Genomic DNA, 17,445 nt, shown 5'->3' with positions numbered 1-17,445 from the left:
ATCGCTTGTATTTTGTTAAGTTCTCTCTAGAAGCAATCAATATCTTTAAAAAGCCAACACTCCAATTTGGAAATGTTGCTAATTAATCCTGCTTTTAATCTTTACATTCATTCCCTTGCAGGGGTTGCCATGATTCTTAAATCTATTTATGCTCGGCTAGGCGTATCAGTTCGGCGCGGCATATTAAATAATAGCGTACTATTATTTATCACCGGATTAATTCTTTCTACGGGGCTGTCGCTTTGGACTTTGCCAGCCAAGGCATTTAACTTCACTTCCGATGCGGTGCAACCAGCAGATACGATCGATTACGAGGCTATGGGTTATACCTATGACACGCTGCCCATTCAAGGAGCAAATACAAATCTCAATGTCAGAAAAAATGCGGCTAGTCTAACTCAGGATGAAATAAACAGATTTACTAATGCGGTCAAAGTCTTAAAAAGCACCATAAATTCAGCCCGCGACGGCACACAAATCAGTATTTACGATCAATTTGTAGCAACCCATTTAGCCTGCTTCGATGTAGCGGGACGACTAGATCCTAATGGAAATACCTTCGCTAATCCCGGTCACAGGGGACCTGCCTTTCTACCTTGGCATCGCGAATTTCTGCATCAATTTGAACAGATGCTACAAGTAGTTGACCCCACTGTAACTATCCCGTACTGGGACTATACAGATCCTACTGCCACCCAAAATATCATCTTCCAAAACAATTTTATGGGACCTAATGGTACAACTAATTTTGCTGTCCAGTCTGGTTTTTTCTCCGCAGCTAGTGGATGGTGGCAAAGAAGAGATTTGAGCGGCAAAACCTGGACGGGAAAGTCTACACTAACCCAACCACTTACGCGCAGACTGCGGGCTTGGGGAGATTTACCCACACAAACTCAACAAAGTACCACGCTCGCTACAACTACGTACAAAGATCTTGAGAGTAGCCTTGAACGGACTTTACACGACACTATCCATCTCTGGGTTGGTGGTTCGCTTGGTAATGTTGCGACTTCCCCTAACGATCCAATGTTTTGGTTGCTGCATGGAAATGTAGATCGTCTATGGGCGCAATGGCAAGTTAATGGGCATTGGGGTAATACTTGGTATCCTGCTACCGCAAAATTTTACGGACACGGGCTTAATGACTTGATGTGGCCTTGGGATCAAGGTCGGATGAGTGCGGTGGCAGATTTGCAGGCTTTAGTCCCAGGTATATTTTCACCTCAAGCTAGCGGTAAAACTGAGTTTAGAGTTGCTAGCACTCCAGAAGAGCTACTCTTGGATAAAACAAACCATCTATATAACCCTTTTAGCGGCGAGCATGATATGGATGCGCCTCAGCATCATGAAGACAATATCGATCTTGCTATGCCCACTACGGCGAAAACGGGTTCAGCATAGAGTCGATGAAATGGCATAAACCAAACATTTTTTGGCGGCTTGCCTTTTCCCCCAACAAAATTTCTAAAGCATTTATTTAGGGTAATTTTAGTAATTGCCCTAATAAATTATTTTGAAACTATAACGAAATTGAACGTCCCGGCTTTGTATATATACTTAAACCTTTTATCTAATACATTTCTACGCAGAATATAGCTTAGTGTTCAAAATGTTAAAACTCCTAAGTCTTACTGTTATATCTATTGTGGCAATCGCCATCAGCGTTCAAAAGTCAGCAAAAGCTCAAGAACCTGATTATGCTTGTTACATTACTACTTCGCGTTATCAAGTAGTAGATTTATCAAACTCTCTTTGTCGTCGTCCCGATCCGGTTGTGCAGCCAGTAGCTAGTGTTGATTCCTTATTTCTTAACGCTTACAAGCAAGCCGCGATCGCTAAAAACCCAAATCTGCGAGACATACTACTCAAACAACCACCTGAAATAAATATTAAGTACGCTCGTTCTGTTTGTCATGGTCTTAAAGTAGGGCTTTCTGCTGAGCAAGTTCAGACTTTACAAACTGAGCAAGTTACTAAACTCGCCCAAATCCAACCAGATACAAGCCAAGCTGTTGTAGACTTAAGCACAATTCAACTTCTTGCTCCCAAATACTACTGTCCGTAGTTTAAGTAAGTTGAATTAAATTCGCTACTTTGAAATAGTTACCAAGCAAGCCCAATTTTGTTTAATTACATCAAATTAGTACAGCTTTTAGCCTAGTATGCTTCCTAACAACTAAGTCATTATATACTGTCAACTTAGATTGACAGATTGTAATCAAAAGCTTAATCTTAACTTCAAGAGGTAGGAGGTAAATTCAAGCTAGAGTTACCTGCTTATTTTAGGGAATTTATCATAACTTTAAATAACTTTTACATATTTTTTTTAAAAGCAAGTTAAGCTCAAATAATTTAACTGAGCTAGTTTTTTATATTGAGGTGAGTTATACACAGAAAAACTGCATAAATTGTAGATTTTTTTAATTTTATTAACAAACTTTGTTTAAGTAAGTAGCAAACACAGTAGGCCCGTCACAAGCTTAGTAAAGAATACTTATACATTAAAATAACTGCCAAATAAAAATATGATCCAGTCACTAGAAAAGTTTTTAACACGACAAATCGTAGAAGCAGCATTGTTAAACGATCCAGCTATTGATGACTGCGTAGTTTTGAATCGAAAAACAGCAACTTCTATTCAAGAATTAGTAGCTTACGTAGTTGTAACGGGAGCATTTTTGCCGCAGCAAATTAAGTCTCGCTTAACAGCAGCTTTACCCGCTAATTTGTTACCAAATACGTACGTCTCCCTATCTAGCTTGCCTCTGACTGCTACCGGAGAAATTGACGAACAGGCGCTAGAAAGTATCGATGTAATCGATCGAAACTTAGAAAAACAATGGGAAGAACAGTTGCAACTTCTACCGGAAGTCGAGCAGGTAGCCGTTGTTGTTCAAGAGTACGCCCAAAATATTCCGCCGCTACATTTATCAGATCTGCTCCCTCAACAAAAAGTCAATCCCGTCGTTACGCCAACAGACACAACATCAGTACAGTTACCTGCTTTAGTAGAAAAACAGCGCCCAGCTATTAGTTATGGTGGCTCTCTACGCGATGAACCCAATGCGCCAGCTATATTACCCGCAGCTTTGCAAAGAGCCGCAAGACAAAGCTTGGGACAAAAAATCGTTTACTTACACCCCGATGGCACTGAAATAACTCAATCTTATGCAGAATTATTAGCTGAAGCCGAACGGATTTTAGCAGGGCTGAGGGGCTTGGGACGCAAAGCGCAAGACAAAATAATTATTCAGTTGGAACTCAGCCAGGACTTGCTACCAGCTTTTTGGGGTTGTATCTTGGGCGGATTTATCCCCACGATCGCTCCAGTCGCACCTACCTACAGCGAAGCAGGTGGCGCTGTAGATAAGCTTTGTAGCTTATGGCAACTTTTAGATAAGCCTCTAATCCTTACTTGCGAAGCTCTGCAAAAATCAGTGCAATCTTTGGCTCAGTGGCTACCTGGGGAAAAATTACAAATTGCTGCTATTGAAACATTAAGAACTAGCCAGCCCGATCAAAATTATCATCCTAGCCAACCAGATGATGTAGCATTTTTTAACCTCACTTCTGGTAGTACAGGCACGCCCAAATGTATTATTTTGACCCACCGCAACATATTATCTCGTGCCAGAGGAACGAATCAGCTTTGCCACCACAACAGCGACGATATCATTCTCAACTGGTTGCCTTTTGACCATATCGGTAGTATCTCTGACTGGCATCTACGCTGCGTCTACTTGGGTTGCCAGCTTGTTTATGCCAATAAAGAATACGTGCTATCGCGTCCCCTCAATTGGTTAGACGCGATCGCCAAATACAGAATTACTCATAGCTGGGCCCCTAATTTCGCCTATGCCCTAGTTAATGATGCGCTAAAACAAAATGAAAACAATCAATGGGATTTGTCCTGTGTCAAAGCTTTACTAACGGCAGGGGAAGCAGTTTCATCTAGAGCAGTAGAAGATTTTATTGCCAATTTAGCAACCTACGGATTTAAAAACACAGCAATTCGCCCAGCTTTTGGCATGGCAGAAATGGGATCGGGGATTACTTACGCCCAAAGCGAAGATAAGAATTCTCTCAGATTTCATACTGTTGATAAAGCTTCTTTGACTGGAACAGTGACGAGAGTAGGTTTATATCATCCTAACAGCACTACTTTTACCGATTTAGGTTTAGTTATCCCCAGCGTTTCGATCCGGATTGTCAATAGCGAAAACGCTGTGTTACCTGAAGATACGATTGGTAACTTGCAAGTAATGGGCGAAGCTGTTTCTCCTGGCTACTACAAAAATCCAGCAGTCAATCAAGAAGTATTTTTAGCTGATGGTTGGTTTAATACTGGAGATTTGGGCTTGATTGCTAACGGTCATCTTGTAGTCACGGGTAGAGCGAAAGAGACAATCATTATTAACGGCGCAAACTATTACAACCATGAAATTGAAACAGCAGTCGAATCCGTTGCCGGGGTAGAAGTATCTTATACTGCCGCCTGTGCCGTACAAACTCCTGGTAGCGCTACGGAAAAATTGGCTATCTTCTTTAATTGTCCCCATTCTGGCGATGCTTTACTTGAAATCATAAAACAAATACGCGATCGCGTGTTGCAACAAGTAGCCGTCAATCCCGACTATCTAATCCCCGTTGCTCAATCGGCAATTCCTAAAACCGCCATTGGCAAAATTCAGCGATCGCAACTGAGCAAGCGTTTTGAAACCGGGGAATTTGACTTTATTCTCAAGCAAATTGACATTGCTATTGGTAACGCCAATACCCTACCAGACTGGTTTTACCGCAAAATTTGGCGACCGAAAGCAGCAACAATTTTAACTGAGGCGACTTCTACTGGGACAACTTTAGTTTTTCTTGACAGCTTGGGCTTGGGACAACTTTTGTGCCAGCAACTCAGCCAAAATAAACGGCAATACATCGCAGTTGAAGTAGGCAAAATTTTTACTAAATTGGCTGCTAACTCTTACAGCATAGACCCGCAAAACCCAGACCACTATCAGCAATTGCTGCAAACATTGGCAGAAGAAAGCCGCCAAGTTGACCAAATAGTACATTTGTGGAATTATGCAGAGCTAGTTGCCGACATCTTGTGCTTGGAGGCACTAGAACAAGCTCAGGATCGAGGTATATATAGTTTGTTGTTTCTGGTGCAAGCAATTAGTGAAGTATCGTCTCCTGATAGATCAATGCGCTTGCTGGTTGTTTCCAGTCATACTCAAGCGATTTCACCTACCGATGAAATTGCCTGCGATCGCACGCCAGTTTTAGGACTAATAAAAACAATTCCCCAAGAAATCCCCCAAATAGACTGTCGCCATATCGATCTTGCAGGATCTCGGCTAGAAGTCGATGCAAATCATATTTTGCAAGAACTCCAAGTTGCCCAAAAGGAGCCAGAAGTAGCATACCGCAACAAGCAGCGTTTGATTCCTTGTTTAGAAAAAGTCGATATACTTCAAGCACCCAAGCAAGAAATTCCTTTTCAAAAAGGAGGAATGTACGTTATCAGTGGTGGACTAGGAGGCATTAGCGTCGAAATTTCTAAGTATTTGCTCAAAGAATACAATGCTAAATTGCTATTAATAGGTAGAACTTCTTTACCAGAGAGAAAGAATTGGGATGTAGAGAGGCGGTCGGGCAACGAGCGCATTGAAGCTTACCTATCTCTAGAGTCACTAGGAACAATTGAGTACAAAGCTGTCGATATCTGCGATCCCGTGGCACTGCAACAGGTAGTCGAGCAGGCAAAAAGTCAATGGCAATGCAAGTTAGATGGAGTAATTCATTTGGCTGGGCTGGCACCAGAACGCCTGCTAATTGATGAAACTCGCGACAGTCTAGCGGCAACGCTGCGCCCTAAAGTACAGGGTACGTGGGCATTACATCAACTCATTAAAGACCAACCCCACAGCTTATTTATTAGCTTTTCTTCTCTTGCAAGTTTTTTTGGTGGAGCGTTGATCGGCGCTTACGCGGCTGCCAACACATTTTTAGATAGCTTTACTCGCATTCAACGCGATCGCTACTCATTGCAGAGTTATTGTTTTGCTTGGAGTATGTGGCAGCAAACAGGTATGAGTCGTCAGTCTCAAGCCCAGGACTTATTGCGTGCCAAAGGTTATCAATCCGTAACCGTAACCCAGGGAATGCAGAGCCTGCTCGTCGGCTTGCATCACAACCAAGGACAACTATTGGTCGGATTAGATGGCAGCAATCGCAACATTCGCCGCTATACAGAAACGTCCTACCATCGCAGTCAAGTTTTAGCTGCCTACTATACTACTCCTCAACAGATAGCTGACAGCAAATTTAAAGAAATATCAGTATGCGATCGCTTCGGTACGCCTAGCACCTGCCACTGTGTAAAAATTCAAGAGATGCCCCTCACTGATACAGGCGAAATCGACCGAGGCACGCTTGCCGTTACAGGTAATCGTGCAACTGCTAAGCAAGTAGCACCGAGAACAGAGATCGAAACCAAACTTGTCGCCATTTGGAAAAAAGTTTTAGGTATTCCCCAAGTTGGCATTCATGATAACTTCTTCGAGCTAGGAGGTAGTTCTGTTTTAGCCGCTCAATTGTTTACGCAAATTAACGATGCGATCGGACAAAATCTACCCTTAGCAACTTTATTCCAAGCTCCCACCGTCGAAAAACTGGCTACCATTCTCAGCCAAGACGAATGGGTTGCACCTTGGTCTTCACTGGTAGCAATTCAACCTAACGGTTCCAAACCACCGTTTTTCTGCATCCACGGTGCTGGCGGTAATGTGCTGATGTATCGCAAGTTAGCGCAGTATTTAGGTGAAGACCAACCAGTGTATGGGTTGCAAGCAAAAGGTATGGATGGAATGCAAGATATGCTTACCCAAGTTGAAGACATGGCGGCTCACTATACTGACGAAATTCGCGATCTTCAACCAGAAGGTCCTTACTTTCTAGGCGGTTTGTCCTTTGGTGGGATAGCATCTTTGGAAATAGCTCAGCGCCTCCAAAGCCAAGGGCAGGAGGTCGCACTCCTTGCCTTAATTGACACTCACGGGCCTGGATACCCCAAATTATTACCTATATTACCGAGGCTAATAGCATTATTTCCACCTGTAACTTACCATCTTGCCCAAAGATTTAAGTCACGCCTTGAAAGCTACTTTAGATCCAAACCTAAGCTAACTAATGTAGAGGAGCAAATCGATCTAAATATTAGCCAAGAATTACTGCCAGCTAGCGACCAAACTGAAAAACAAGATGACATCGAGCGCATGGTCGATAGCAGTAGAAGTTTTTCTACAAATGTTACTTCATTTAAAGACTGGCTAGAAAACTTTAGCCTTTGGACTTTAAGCTTTACTCCTTGGGCTTTTGTTGTCCCCAGGTTGTACTTAGGTAGCGGGCGTTCTTTACCCAACTCTTTGCAAAAAGTCCGCGAGGCGAATGTCAAGGCAATGCTGGAATATGCACCGCACCCTTATTCGCAGCCGATCGCTTTATTTCGAGCTACGCAGCAGCCTCCAGGTTGCTACTACGATCCTAAGCTCGGTTGGGGAAAAATAGCTACAGGCAATTTAGAGGTCTATGATATCCCTGGCTATCACTCAGAAAACTTACTTACTGATGAAGCCAGCGTCCAGAATCTAGCCAAGTTATTGAAAGATTGCTTGAACAAAGCACAGGTGGAGAATTAATGAATCTACGCCAAAAAACAGCTAGAGGTGTAGCTTGGTCTACGATAGAAAATCTAGGCGGTCAAGCACTTTATTTCATTGTCTTTCTTCTCCTTGCCCGTTTGCTTGGCTCGGAAGCTTTTGGGTTAGTTTCCCTAGCCGGGGTTTTTATCAGTTTTATGGCGGTGTTTGCCGATCAAGGCTTAAGCGGTGCGATTATCCAACGCCAAGAACTCGAACCAGAACACTTAGATACAGCTTTTTGGTCTAACTTGGGAATCAGTACCTTGTTAACGTTAATTACCTTAGCGGCGGCAGCACCAGTATCGATCTTTTTCAAGCAGCCGCAGCTTACACCAATTATTAGTTGGCTGTCTCTGACCTTTCTAATTAGCGGTTTTAGTAGCGTGCAGCAGTCCCTTCTACACCGTCAGCTTGCCTTCAGAACTTTAGCTATGCGAAGTCTTTTGTCTATGTCGGTAGCAGGTACGGTCGGTATAGTTATGGCATATTACGGCTGCGGCGTTTGGAGCTTGGTAGGTCAGCAATTAGTCAATCGGTTAGTTGCAGTGATTACTTTGTGGTGGGTCAGCGATTGGCGACCAAGGCTAAAGTTTTCGCTCAAACATTTCCAAGATCTATTCTCCTTTGGTCTCAACCTTTTGGGGGGTAACATCCTTTCTTTCTTCAGTATCCGCTCCGATGACTTTTTGATTGGTTATTTTCTTGGTCCTGCCAACTTGGGCTACTACAGTGTTGCCTATCGGTTGCTGGTAGCTATGACCCAGATTTTGAGCGCTACTATTCAACGAGTTGCCTTACCCACATTTTCTAGGCTCCAGAGCGAACCTGCTAAATTGGAGCGGGCGTTTTTTTCAGCTACGCAGCTAGTAAGTTTTATTACTTTTCCGGCTTTTTTGGGCATGGCGGTACTAGCGCCGGAGATTATCCGGACTCTTTTTGGGGAGCAGTGGATGCCCAGCGCTCCAGTGATGCAATTTCTTGCTTTGAGCGGGATTACTCAATCATTGTTCACAATTAGCGGGCTTGTCATGGTTTCAGTTGGTAAACCTAACTGGAATCTCAAGATTATGTTTGCTAACACGATAGTCAATGTAATTGGTTTTGCGATCGCCGTTCAGTGGGGTATTGTCGCTGTCGCTGCATCCTTTGCCATTCGAGCTTACTTAATGCTACCCATTCAACTATGGGCAATCTATAAGTTGCTCCGGATCAACCTTATTACTTATTTCTCTCAATTTGTTGCGCCTCTAAGTGGCGCACTGGTTATGGCTGTTGTAGTCTTAGGGACAAAACACTTTTTGAGTAGTTTTACTTCACCTATACTATTAGGCGCTTGTATTGCAATCGGAGCCATAACTTATCTAACAGTAATTCTGCTAATTTCACCGCAGTTATTGCGGCAAGTAATCGATTTATGCCGTTCTACATTACCAGCTTTCAAACAAAAGACCTAAGCAAAACAGTAAAGGAGAACGATCGCGTGCGTATTCTCAGCGTCCACAACTATTACCAAATTCGCGGGGGAGAAGACGAATCTAGCGAGTCGGAACAAAACTTACTGAGGGAAATGGGTCACTCGGTAGAAGTTTATGCAGAAAACAACGATCGCATTGCTAATATCAACGCTCTCCAAATGGCTGCTGATACAATTTGGTCGCAGTCTGCTTATCAAAAAGTGAAGCAGTTGGCTACGCAGCAATGCGATTTAATGCACGTCCAGAACTTTTTTCCGCTTATTTCCCCCTCTGTTTACTACGCAGCCAAGTCTCAGGGAATTCCTGTAGTACAAACTTTGCGTAATTACCGCCTCCTGTGTCCTAATGGGTTATTTTTCCGTCAGGGGCGCGTTTGTGAAGACTGCCTCGGTCAAGCGGTTCCTTTACCTGGGGTATGGCATGGCTGCTATCGAGAAAGTCGAGCGGCAAGTGGAGTTGTAGCCACAATGTTGAGCGTGCATCGCGCTATGCAGACTTGGATAAAAATGGTAGATGTGTACGTTGCGCTGACTGAGTTTGCTAAGCAAAAGTTTATTCAAGGCGGTTTGCCAGCAGACAAGATTGTCGTCAAACCTAATTTTGTTAATCCCGATCCAGGAATTGGCGGAGGAAAGGGAGGATATGCTTTGTATGTAGGAAGGCTTTCTGTCGAAAAAGGGCTAGACACTTTACTCAACGCTTGGGAGCATTTGGGCAACCAGCTACCTCTAAAAATTGTTGGAGACGGTCCTTTGGCAGAGCAGGTAATTGTCGCTACAAAAAAAATTGATGGTGTAGAGTGGTTGGGCAGGCAGCCGATGGCAGAAGTTTATCGCTTGATGGGAGAAGCCACAATTCTCATTTTTCCTTCCAAATGGTACGAAACTTTTGGTCGGGTTGCATTAGAAGCCTTTGCTAAAGGGACTCCAGTAGTTGCTGCCAATATTGGCGCGATTGCGGAACTCGTCGAACACGGTCGTACGGGATGGCACTTCAAAGCTGGCGATGCCCAAGACTTGGCTTGCCAAGTAGAGTTTGCTCTAGCACATCCGCAAGCACTCCAGCAAATGCGCCGGGAAGTTCGATTTGAGTTTGAGTCTAAGTATACTGCTAAGCAGAACTACAAACAGCTAATGAACATTTATCAATTAGCCTGTAAATCATAGTTTGCAGAAAATAATTTGCGATCCCAAACTAAAAAATTAAGAAATCATAAAATATGTAGAACCAAAAAATATTTACACTACTAAAGTCATCAGCAGGGGATATTAATGATCAGCGTAATAATGGCAGCGTACAATGCTAAAGATTTTATTGCTCAAGCAATTGAAAGCATATTAAATCAAACGTATCGAGAATTTGAGCTAATTATTATTGACGACGGATCTACAGATAATACTTTGGAAATTATTAAACTTTATCTAGAAAAAGACAACAGAGTAAAAACTATCCAAAGCCCCCACCTTGGCGCTCCTTCTGCTCGAAATCTTGGTGTTGGTGAAGCAAAATATCCATGGATTGCGATTATGGATGCTGATGATGTTGCCTTACCTAAAAGATTTGAGCAGCAAATAAATGCGATCGCCACTAATCCCAAAGTAGTGGTTTGGGGAACTTATGCTCATCATGTAAGTGCAAGGGGAAAAATTCTCAGTTTAATTCGACAGGGAGCCGTAAATGAAGAAGATTTTTATCATATGTGGAATAACGGACACATACCATTTGTAATCAATCCTACAGCTTTACTCAATAAAAATGTTTTGCTCGAAGTCGGAGGATACGATCCCAAATATCAATTTGTTGAAGATTTAGATTTGTTTGCTCGCATGGCTAATTATGGTCCTATTTTAGCTGTCCCCGAACCTTTACTTTTATATCGCATTCACTCAAAAAGTGAATCTATGCAAAAGTTTTTTAAACAAAAACAATTAGCAAGGTACATAGTAGCGCGCCATAGATCTCATATATTCGGAGAAAAAGAGCCTGACCTCGATCAGTTTATTACAGAGTATCACCAGCAATCGCTATTACCTAGAATCGAGCAACAAGTGCGGACATTAGGTCAGTTTTGGTATAGAAAAGCAGGCTTGTGTTTTGCTGAGAGGAATTACTTACAAGCATTCTGGTATTTATTTATAGCTATTGCTTCTAATCCTTCCTACTCTGTGCCGCGTGTCTGGAAACAAAAACTTTCCCCCAAAACACGCCAATTTTTAGGATTAAAGCAGAAAGTTTAATAATGGCTGCTAGAACTTTTAATTTTGAAATGGTGCGTTCATGAAAAAAATTCATATACTTATCTTCTCCATTAGTGGAATATTAATAGTTGGTTTAGCTGGCTGCGGTACGAAACAGCACCAACTGAGTCAGGCACAAGAAGCTACTCCTTTATCTTTGAATACCGCTACAGTAGCTCTTCCAGCAGTGGAAGTGACAAAAGATAATATTGTTTTTCCTGAGGATGGAGGAGTCATTAATGTCAAAAATGCTCCTTACAACGCTAAGGGAAATGGAATTGCTGATGATACCCTAGCAATTCAACAAGCATTGAGGACTTATCCAAATAAAAATAAGATTATTTATTTACCCATAGGTACTTATTTAGTTTCCGACCAATTGCAGTGGCCAATAGGCAAAGGTGGTAGCGCCCACAAAAGAACTATTTTGCAAGGGCAAAATACGGGTAAAACTATTATTAAGTTGAAAGATAATGCTAGTTCCTTTACTAACCCGTTGATGCCAAAAGCTGTGATTTGGACTGGTAAAGCTCCCGCTCAAAGGTTTCGTAATGCAATACGCAACCTGACAATAGATACAGGTAAGGGCAATTCTGGGGCGATCGCAATTCAGTTTATTGCCAACAATCAAGGCGCAATTCGGAATGTAACTATGCGATCGGGAGACGATCGAGGTCTTATTGGTCTTGATCTGTCTTACACCAATGAAATTGGACCTTTGTTAGTCAAAAATGTTAAAGTCGATGGCTTTGATATTGGGATTAAGACCGCCAACAGAGTAAATAGTCAGACTTTTGAACGCATTATCTTACAAAATCAAAAAAAATATGGGTTAGCTAATTACGGTCAAGTTATTAACATTCGTGGCTTGCAGAGTAAAAACGTTGTTCCAGCAATTTATAACAAAGGCGGATTTCTCACTTTACTTGATGCGAATCTAACTACTGGTGGTAGTTCGCGATCGCAACCTGCAATTAAGAATGACTCGACGCTTTTTGCTCGTAATATTAAAACATCAGGTTATCAAGTTGCAATTCAAAACAATAAAGGTACTCATCAAGGTGTTACAGGTTCGTTAGTAACAGAATTCGTTTCTCATCAAATCTCTAATACTATTGCTACACCCGCCAAATCTTTAAACTTGCCAGTCAAAGAAACTCCAGATATAGCCTGGGATAACTTAAGCAATTGGGAAAGCCCGACGCATTTTGGGGCAGTTGCTAATGATAAGTCTGATGACAGCGTAGCGATTCAAGCAGCAATTGATTCTGGCAAAACTACTATATATTTTCCTAACGGTTCCTATATTATCGAGCAGCCAATTTATATTAGAAATAATGTTAAAAGAATTATTGGCTTAGAGGCTAATATTGTTGGTAAGGGGATTTTTCGTTTTGAAAACGGCAATGCACCTGTTGTAGTTATAGAACGTCTAGACGGAGTTGGTAGCGGAATTATTCATGCGGCTTCAAGAACCTTAGTGCTTAGTAGTATGGGCTTGGGTACAAGTGGCAATAAATCTAGCTACTCTAATATTGGTAATGGTCAACTTTTTATTGAAGATGTAGTAGGAGGACCTTGGAAATTTGAGCGTCAAAAGGTTTGGGCGCGGCAAATTAATCCGGAAAATACAGGCACGCATATATCTAATAATGCTGGAGAGTTATGGGTACTAGGTCTTAAAACTGAAAAAGTAGGTGTTTTGGTAGAAACTAAAGCTGGCGCAAAAACAGAGATATTGGGAGGGCTTATTTATTCCACTGGAAAGCAAAAAACTACGCCAATGTTTACCAATGAAAATTCTGATATTTCTCTAACAATTAGTGAATGTAACTTCAATGGCAATTTCTATCTCAATTTAGTTGATCAAATTCGCAATGGTGTAAAGACAACCCTTAATAGAGGTGATACGCCACAAAATTGTAACGGTAGTACAATTCCTCTATGCACTAGCTCTAAATAATATTAATACTCGTTTTTTCGTAAATAAAACATTATATTCAGGTGCAATTTGAGTGGCTTTACAATCTACAATCCCAAGGAAAAGAAAAGCATATATTCAGCTTTCTTATTTGTTAATATTTGGCTTTTGCTCTGCTTTTTATCCCCGCGTTTTAACTTTATTGAAATTTCCTTCAACTATTAATCTTTTGCATTTAGGACTGATACCTTGTATTTGCATATTTATAGTTCTTAAAACTCGAACTAAGAATAAAAGTCAAATAGCTATTTCTAAAGCAATAATACTAGGGCTAACTATCTTGCTGGGAGTAATGGTTTCTAGTGCGCTTCTAAACGGTGCTGGAATTATTAATATAGTTGTAGATTTTTTATTGCTAGGTGAACCCTTCATGATGTTGCTGGCGTTCGTCAGCATTCCAATGTCAGCAACTAGAATTAACCAAATCCGCCGTTTGCTCATATATTCTGGCTTTATCAATACTCTGTTTGCCTTTGCCCAGCGCTATGTTCTTAACTTACAAGTGCGTCGAGGTCTTTCCGATAATATTAAAGGCGTATTTATCGCTCAAGGAGCAGGTCATGTAATTGGTGCTTCCGTAGCTTTGACCTTTGCGGTATTTTATTTTATCAGTGCTAAAAATGTACCAATTTGGATACGTACATCTGTAGTTCTAGCAACGGTTTGGCATATGTTGCTGGCGGATGCCAAGCAAGTTCTTTTATCATTTTTGGTGGCGGGGGTACTACTGCTATTAACCAAGCTAAAAAATGCTGGAGAGGCGTTAAAGTATTTATCTGCTATGGTTGCGATCGCTGTTGTTATGGTTTGGTGCATCCAAAACGTTCCAGCTTTCGATGCCTTCAATACTTGGATTCGCCCAGAAATATACGGACCGGATGGTGAGGCTACTAGACTAAAGTTAGCAACATTTTCAATTGTTCCTTCGTACTATCATTCATTTCTCAATCCGTGGCTTGGTCTTGGACCTGGTCATACTGTTGGACGGTTAGGAGGGTGGATGCTGCGTGAATATCAGGAGTTATTAACGCCCCTAGGCTCTACTATTCATCCTGCTAGTAAAGCTGTTTGGCAGGCAACAGCAGCAAGCTGGCTCGGCAACCAATCTAGCCTATTTTCTCCACTATTTGGTTGGGCAGGAATCTGGGGAGATCTGGGCTTTTTAGGGCTAGGAGCGTATTTGTACCTTTGGTTTTTAGTATGGTTCTATATTTGTTTAGATGACCTTTCGAAATTCTTGGTGCTGAGTGTGTTTGCTTTTGGTCTAGTTTTTTCTCAGATGGAAGAACCTGGTTATATGTTGTTTGTCGTTAGCGTAATCGGTCTGCGCTGGCAAGAACATCGCTCTGCTACCAAAACTTTCTCAAAAACCTAGCGATCGCTCACATTGATTAGCAATCTGTATTCTACTTAGTATAAATTGGTATCAGCTGCTGGAACAAAAACCACCCTATAAGTTGTCTGAGACTAAATGTATCAAGTGATGGATTAAAAATATGTGGTGAGGAGTAAATATTAGTATTAGGGCTTCAACACAAGAGTATCGCCTAAATAACCTAACAATCTTTCTAGACGGTACGTTAATCTAGTCATTAGTGTTTGATATAGACGTGGGTACTGGCAAAGTCTAAATACACTAGGTCATTAAACTCGATCGGATTTAGCTTGAATAAGTTGAGATAACACGTAGCTTAGAACTATGTTCAATTAGCAGGATGGCAATCAAAATTAGCTTTTATAAGGTATAAGCCAGAATGACTGACCTAACCGAAAATAGTATCTTTTCCAGTATTACTAAAATGAAGTTTCTCAAAAGAAAGAATAGAAACCATAACTATACGAACCTAGTCCCTGACGAGGATTTCTTTCTAGAGGTTGCTCAAGACAGCGAATCTGGTTCGGTTGTCAATATGATAGGACAAGGCAATGTCAAGGTTGGAGATACTATAACTATTCAACTGCGCGTAGTTGCCGTTGAATGCTATTCAGACTCACCGGATATGTGGAGGGCAAGGTTGTCAATCTGAGCCGATTTAGTGGAAGAATTTGAGAATAATAAGCTTTACCCACATAAATGCTGAATCGCCGTCAGTTTCTCCAGCTTTCTGCTACTACTGTCTTAGCAATACCGTTAAAGATTGTAAAAGCAAACGATTATGCAGAGCGTAGCGCCAAAGGCGATTACACAGAGCGTAGCGCCAAAGGCGATCGCCTTCTCCTAAAACCCGCTCGTTTAAAACCTGGTGCGGTAGTAGGTATTATCAGCCCAGCAAGCGCTACTTTTGTCCGGGAAGAACTGAACATAGTTTTAGATGCCGTGCGGGGTCTGGGACTTGTGCCTAAGCTTGCGCCTCATGTAAGCGATCGCTATGGTTATTTGGCAGGCAACGATCGCGATCGCGCCGCAGACATCAACCAATTTTTTCAAGATCCGCAAGTAGCGGCGTTGTTGCCTATTCGCGGTGGTTGGGGATGCAGTCGCATTTTGCCCTATTTAGATTATGAAGTTATCCGCCAAAACCCTAAAATTATTATCGGTTTTAGCGATATTACTGCCCTAATTTTAGGTATTAATGCTCGAAGTCAAGTAGTTACTTTTCATGGACCTCATGGTTTAACTTCGTGGCGAACAAGTCAAACTGAATATTTCCGCCGCGTATTATTTGCAGGCGAACTTGTAACTATTGCAAATATTAAAGATGGCGACGATGCAGACCGCTTAATGCAAGTAAAAAATCGCATTCAAACTATTACCCCAGGCAAGGCTAAAGGCAAACTAATCGGCGGTAACTTGTCAGTGTTATCAGCAATTGTCGGTTCTCCTTACTTGCCTAATATGGCTGGAGCAATTTTATTTTTAGAAGATACAGGCGAAAATATTTACCGCCTAGATCGCCTAATGACTCACCTCAAAATTGCTGGCGTATTTGATAAACTAGCAGGGTTTATTTTTGGGCAATGTCCGGGATGTACGCCGGATGCTGATTATGGATCGCTTACCTTAGAAGAAGTAGTATGGAGTCATATTCAACCCCTAAAAATCCCTGCTTATTACGGTGCAGCGATTGGTCACGTGGAGAATATCGTCACGCTGCCGATTGGTTTAAACGTTGAAATTGATGCCAATACCGGAAGTATCAGAATGTTAGAGCCTGCGGTAGTTTGAGAAATTGGAGGCGATCGCATATTTTGAAGCTGCAATGCGTTTGATTCATAAATTGCTTAAAATAGCTTCATCTAAAAGCTATTTATTTCCACTCACCTTGCAATCCAAAAGCTGACCAATAATAGGGTGATTTCCATTGCGTCTGTAACATTTCTAGGTGGGCGGCTCTCAAGGCGGCAGCAGGCTGCAATCCTTTGTTTAAAATACCTTTATAGAATCTTGCCATCAATTTGCCAGTCGCGCGATCGTCCACGTTCCACAAACTGACAACAACTCGCGGGCTGCCTGCATACATAAAACCTCTAGTCAATCCTACTATCCCTTCTCCTCGTACTTCTTCGCCTAGCCCCGTTTGACAAGCACTAATTACGATTAATTCGGCTGGCAAGTTCAAGTTAAAGATTTCGTGCAAGCGTAAAAAACCGTTTTGGGTTGCTCCTTGCCGATCGACTAAAGATAAAACAATCCCAGATAACTCTGGATTGACGCTGTTGAGGATGCCATGAGTTGCAAAATAAACGATTCGGCACTGACTGAGTTGGGGACTGATAACTGCCGCACGACTAGCGGCAAAATCAAGTTTTTGCAAGCGATCGCCCATTGGCACAAGTTGCAAAATTTGCTCGGCTTCGGTGCGAGTTCCTAGCAGACGAGCAAAACTCACACCCGACCCGGTAGATGCCCTGACTAAGGCTCTCTGTTCGACGTTTAGACGGATATTTTTGCTCTTTTGTACTGCGCTGGACGCGCTCATCATTACTGCTAATACTAAGTTGTGGTCAGAGGTAGTAGAGTATTAAATAGAGAGAACTTTGGCAAAGATAAATGTACAGGAGTCAAGTAACGCAAGCCTGTCCTCATCTAGACCTAGAGACAGTCAAGCAGA

10 protein-coding genes are annotated in these 17,445 nt (G+C 42.0%); 9 read left to right on the top strand and 1 reads right to left on the bottom strand.

The features are described from left to right. The first annotated feature begins 72 nt into the window (after positions 1-72). From AC2VE5_RS11580 to AC2VE5_RS11540, 9 genes are all read left to right on the top strand, one after another. The gene (locus AC2VE5_RS11580) at positions 73-1,401 is read left to right on the top strand and encodes a tyrosinase family protein (RefSeq protein WP_486887896.1); all 1,329 of its coding nucleotides are present in this window, start codon (positions 73-75) and stop codon (positions 1,399-1,401) included. A 208-nt stretch (positions 1,402-1,609) separates the two neighbouring features. Then, a complete protein-coding gene (locus AC2VE5_RS11575) occupies positions 1,610-2,065 on the top strand; it encodes a hypothetical protein (RefSeq protein WP_486887895.1) in 456 nt (151 codons plus the stop codon). A gap of 460 nt (positions 2,066-2,525) precedes the next feature. Then, a complete protein-coding gene (locus AC2VE5_RS11570) occupies positions 2,526-7,697 on the top strand; it encodes an SDR family NAD(P)-dependent oxidoreductase (protein ID WP_486887894.1) in 5,172 nt (1,723 codons plus the stop codon). After that, complete coding sequence (locus AC2VE5_RS11565; protein ID WP_486887893.1) at positions 7,697-9,154, top strand: lipopolysaccharide biosynthesis protein; 1,458 nt, start codon at positions 7,697-7,699, stop codon at positions 9,152-9,154. The genes AC2VE5_RS11570 and AC2VE5_RS11565 overlap by 1 nt, the downstream gene beginning before the upstream one ends. Before the next feature lie 26 nt (positions 9,155-9,180). After that, a complete protein-coding gene (locus AC2VE5_RS11560; protein WP_486887920.1) occupies positions 9,181-10,341 on the top strand; it encodes a glycosyltransferase in 1,161 nt (386 codons plus the stop codon). A 105-nt stretch (positions 10,342-10,446) separates the two neighbouring features. Next, positions 10,447-11,412, top strand: a complete 966-nt coding sequence (locus tag AC2VE5_RS11555) for a glycosyltransferase family 2 protein (protein WP_486887892.1) — start codon at positions 10,447-10,449, stop codon at positions 11,410-11,412. A gap of 40 nt (positions 11,413-11,452) precedes the next feature. Further along, on the top strand, positions 11,453-13,375 hold the full coding sequence (locus tag AC2VE5_RS11550) for a glycosyl hydrolase family 28-related protein (protein WP_486887891.1): 1,923 nt from the start codon (positions 11,453-11,455) through the stop codon (positions 13,373-13,375). A 310-nt stretch (positions 13,376-13,685) separates the two neighbouring features. Further along, on the top strand, positions 13,686-14,768 hold the full coding sequence (locus AC2VE5_RS11545; protein WP_486887890.1) for a hypothetical protein: 1,083 nt from the start codon (positions 13,686-13,688) through the stop codon (positions 14,766-14,768). 702 nt (positions 14,769-15,470) lie between these two features. After that, positions 15,471-16,559, top strand: a complete 1,089-nt coding sequence (locus AC2VE5_RS11540; protein ID WP_486887919.1) for a S66 peptidase family protein — start codon at positions 15,471-15,473, stop codon at positions 16,557-16,559. Positions 16,560-16,641: 82 nt separating this feature from the next. Here the strand turns inward: AC2VE5_RS11540 and AC2VE5_RS11535 are convergent, their stop codons facing one another. After that, entirely contained in the window at positions 16,642-17,316 is a 675-nt protein-coding gene (locus tag AC2VE5_RS11535; RefSeq protein WP_486887889.1) for a CHAT domain-containing protein, read from the bottom strand. Positions 17,317-17,445: the final 129 nt, after the last annotated feature.

The organism is Aliterella sp. E5.1 (assembly GCF_057473825.1).
The sequence above is the reverse complement of the archived record's forward strand: the minus strand, read 5'-3'. Positions and strand labels throughout refer to the sequence as shown.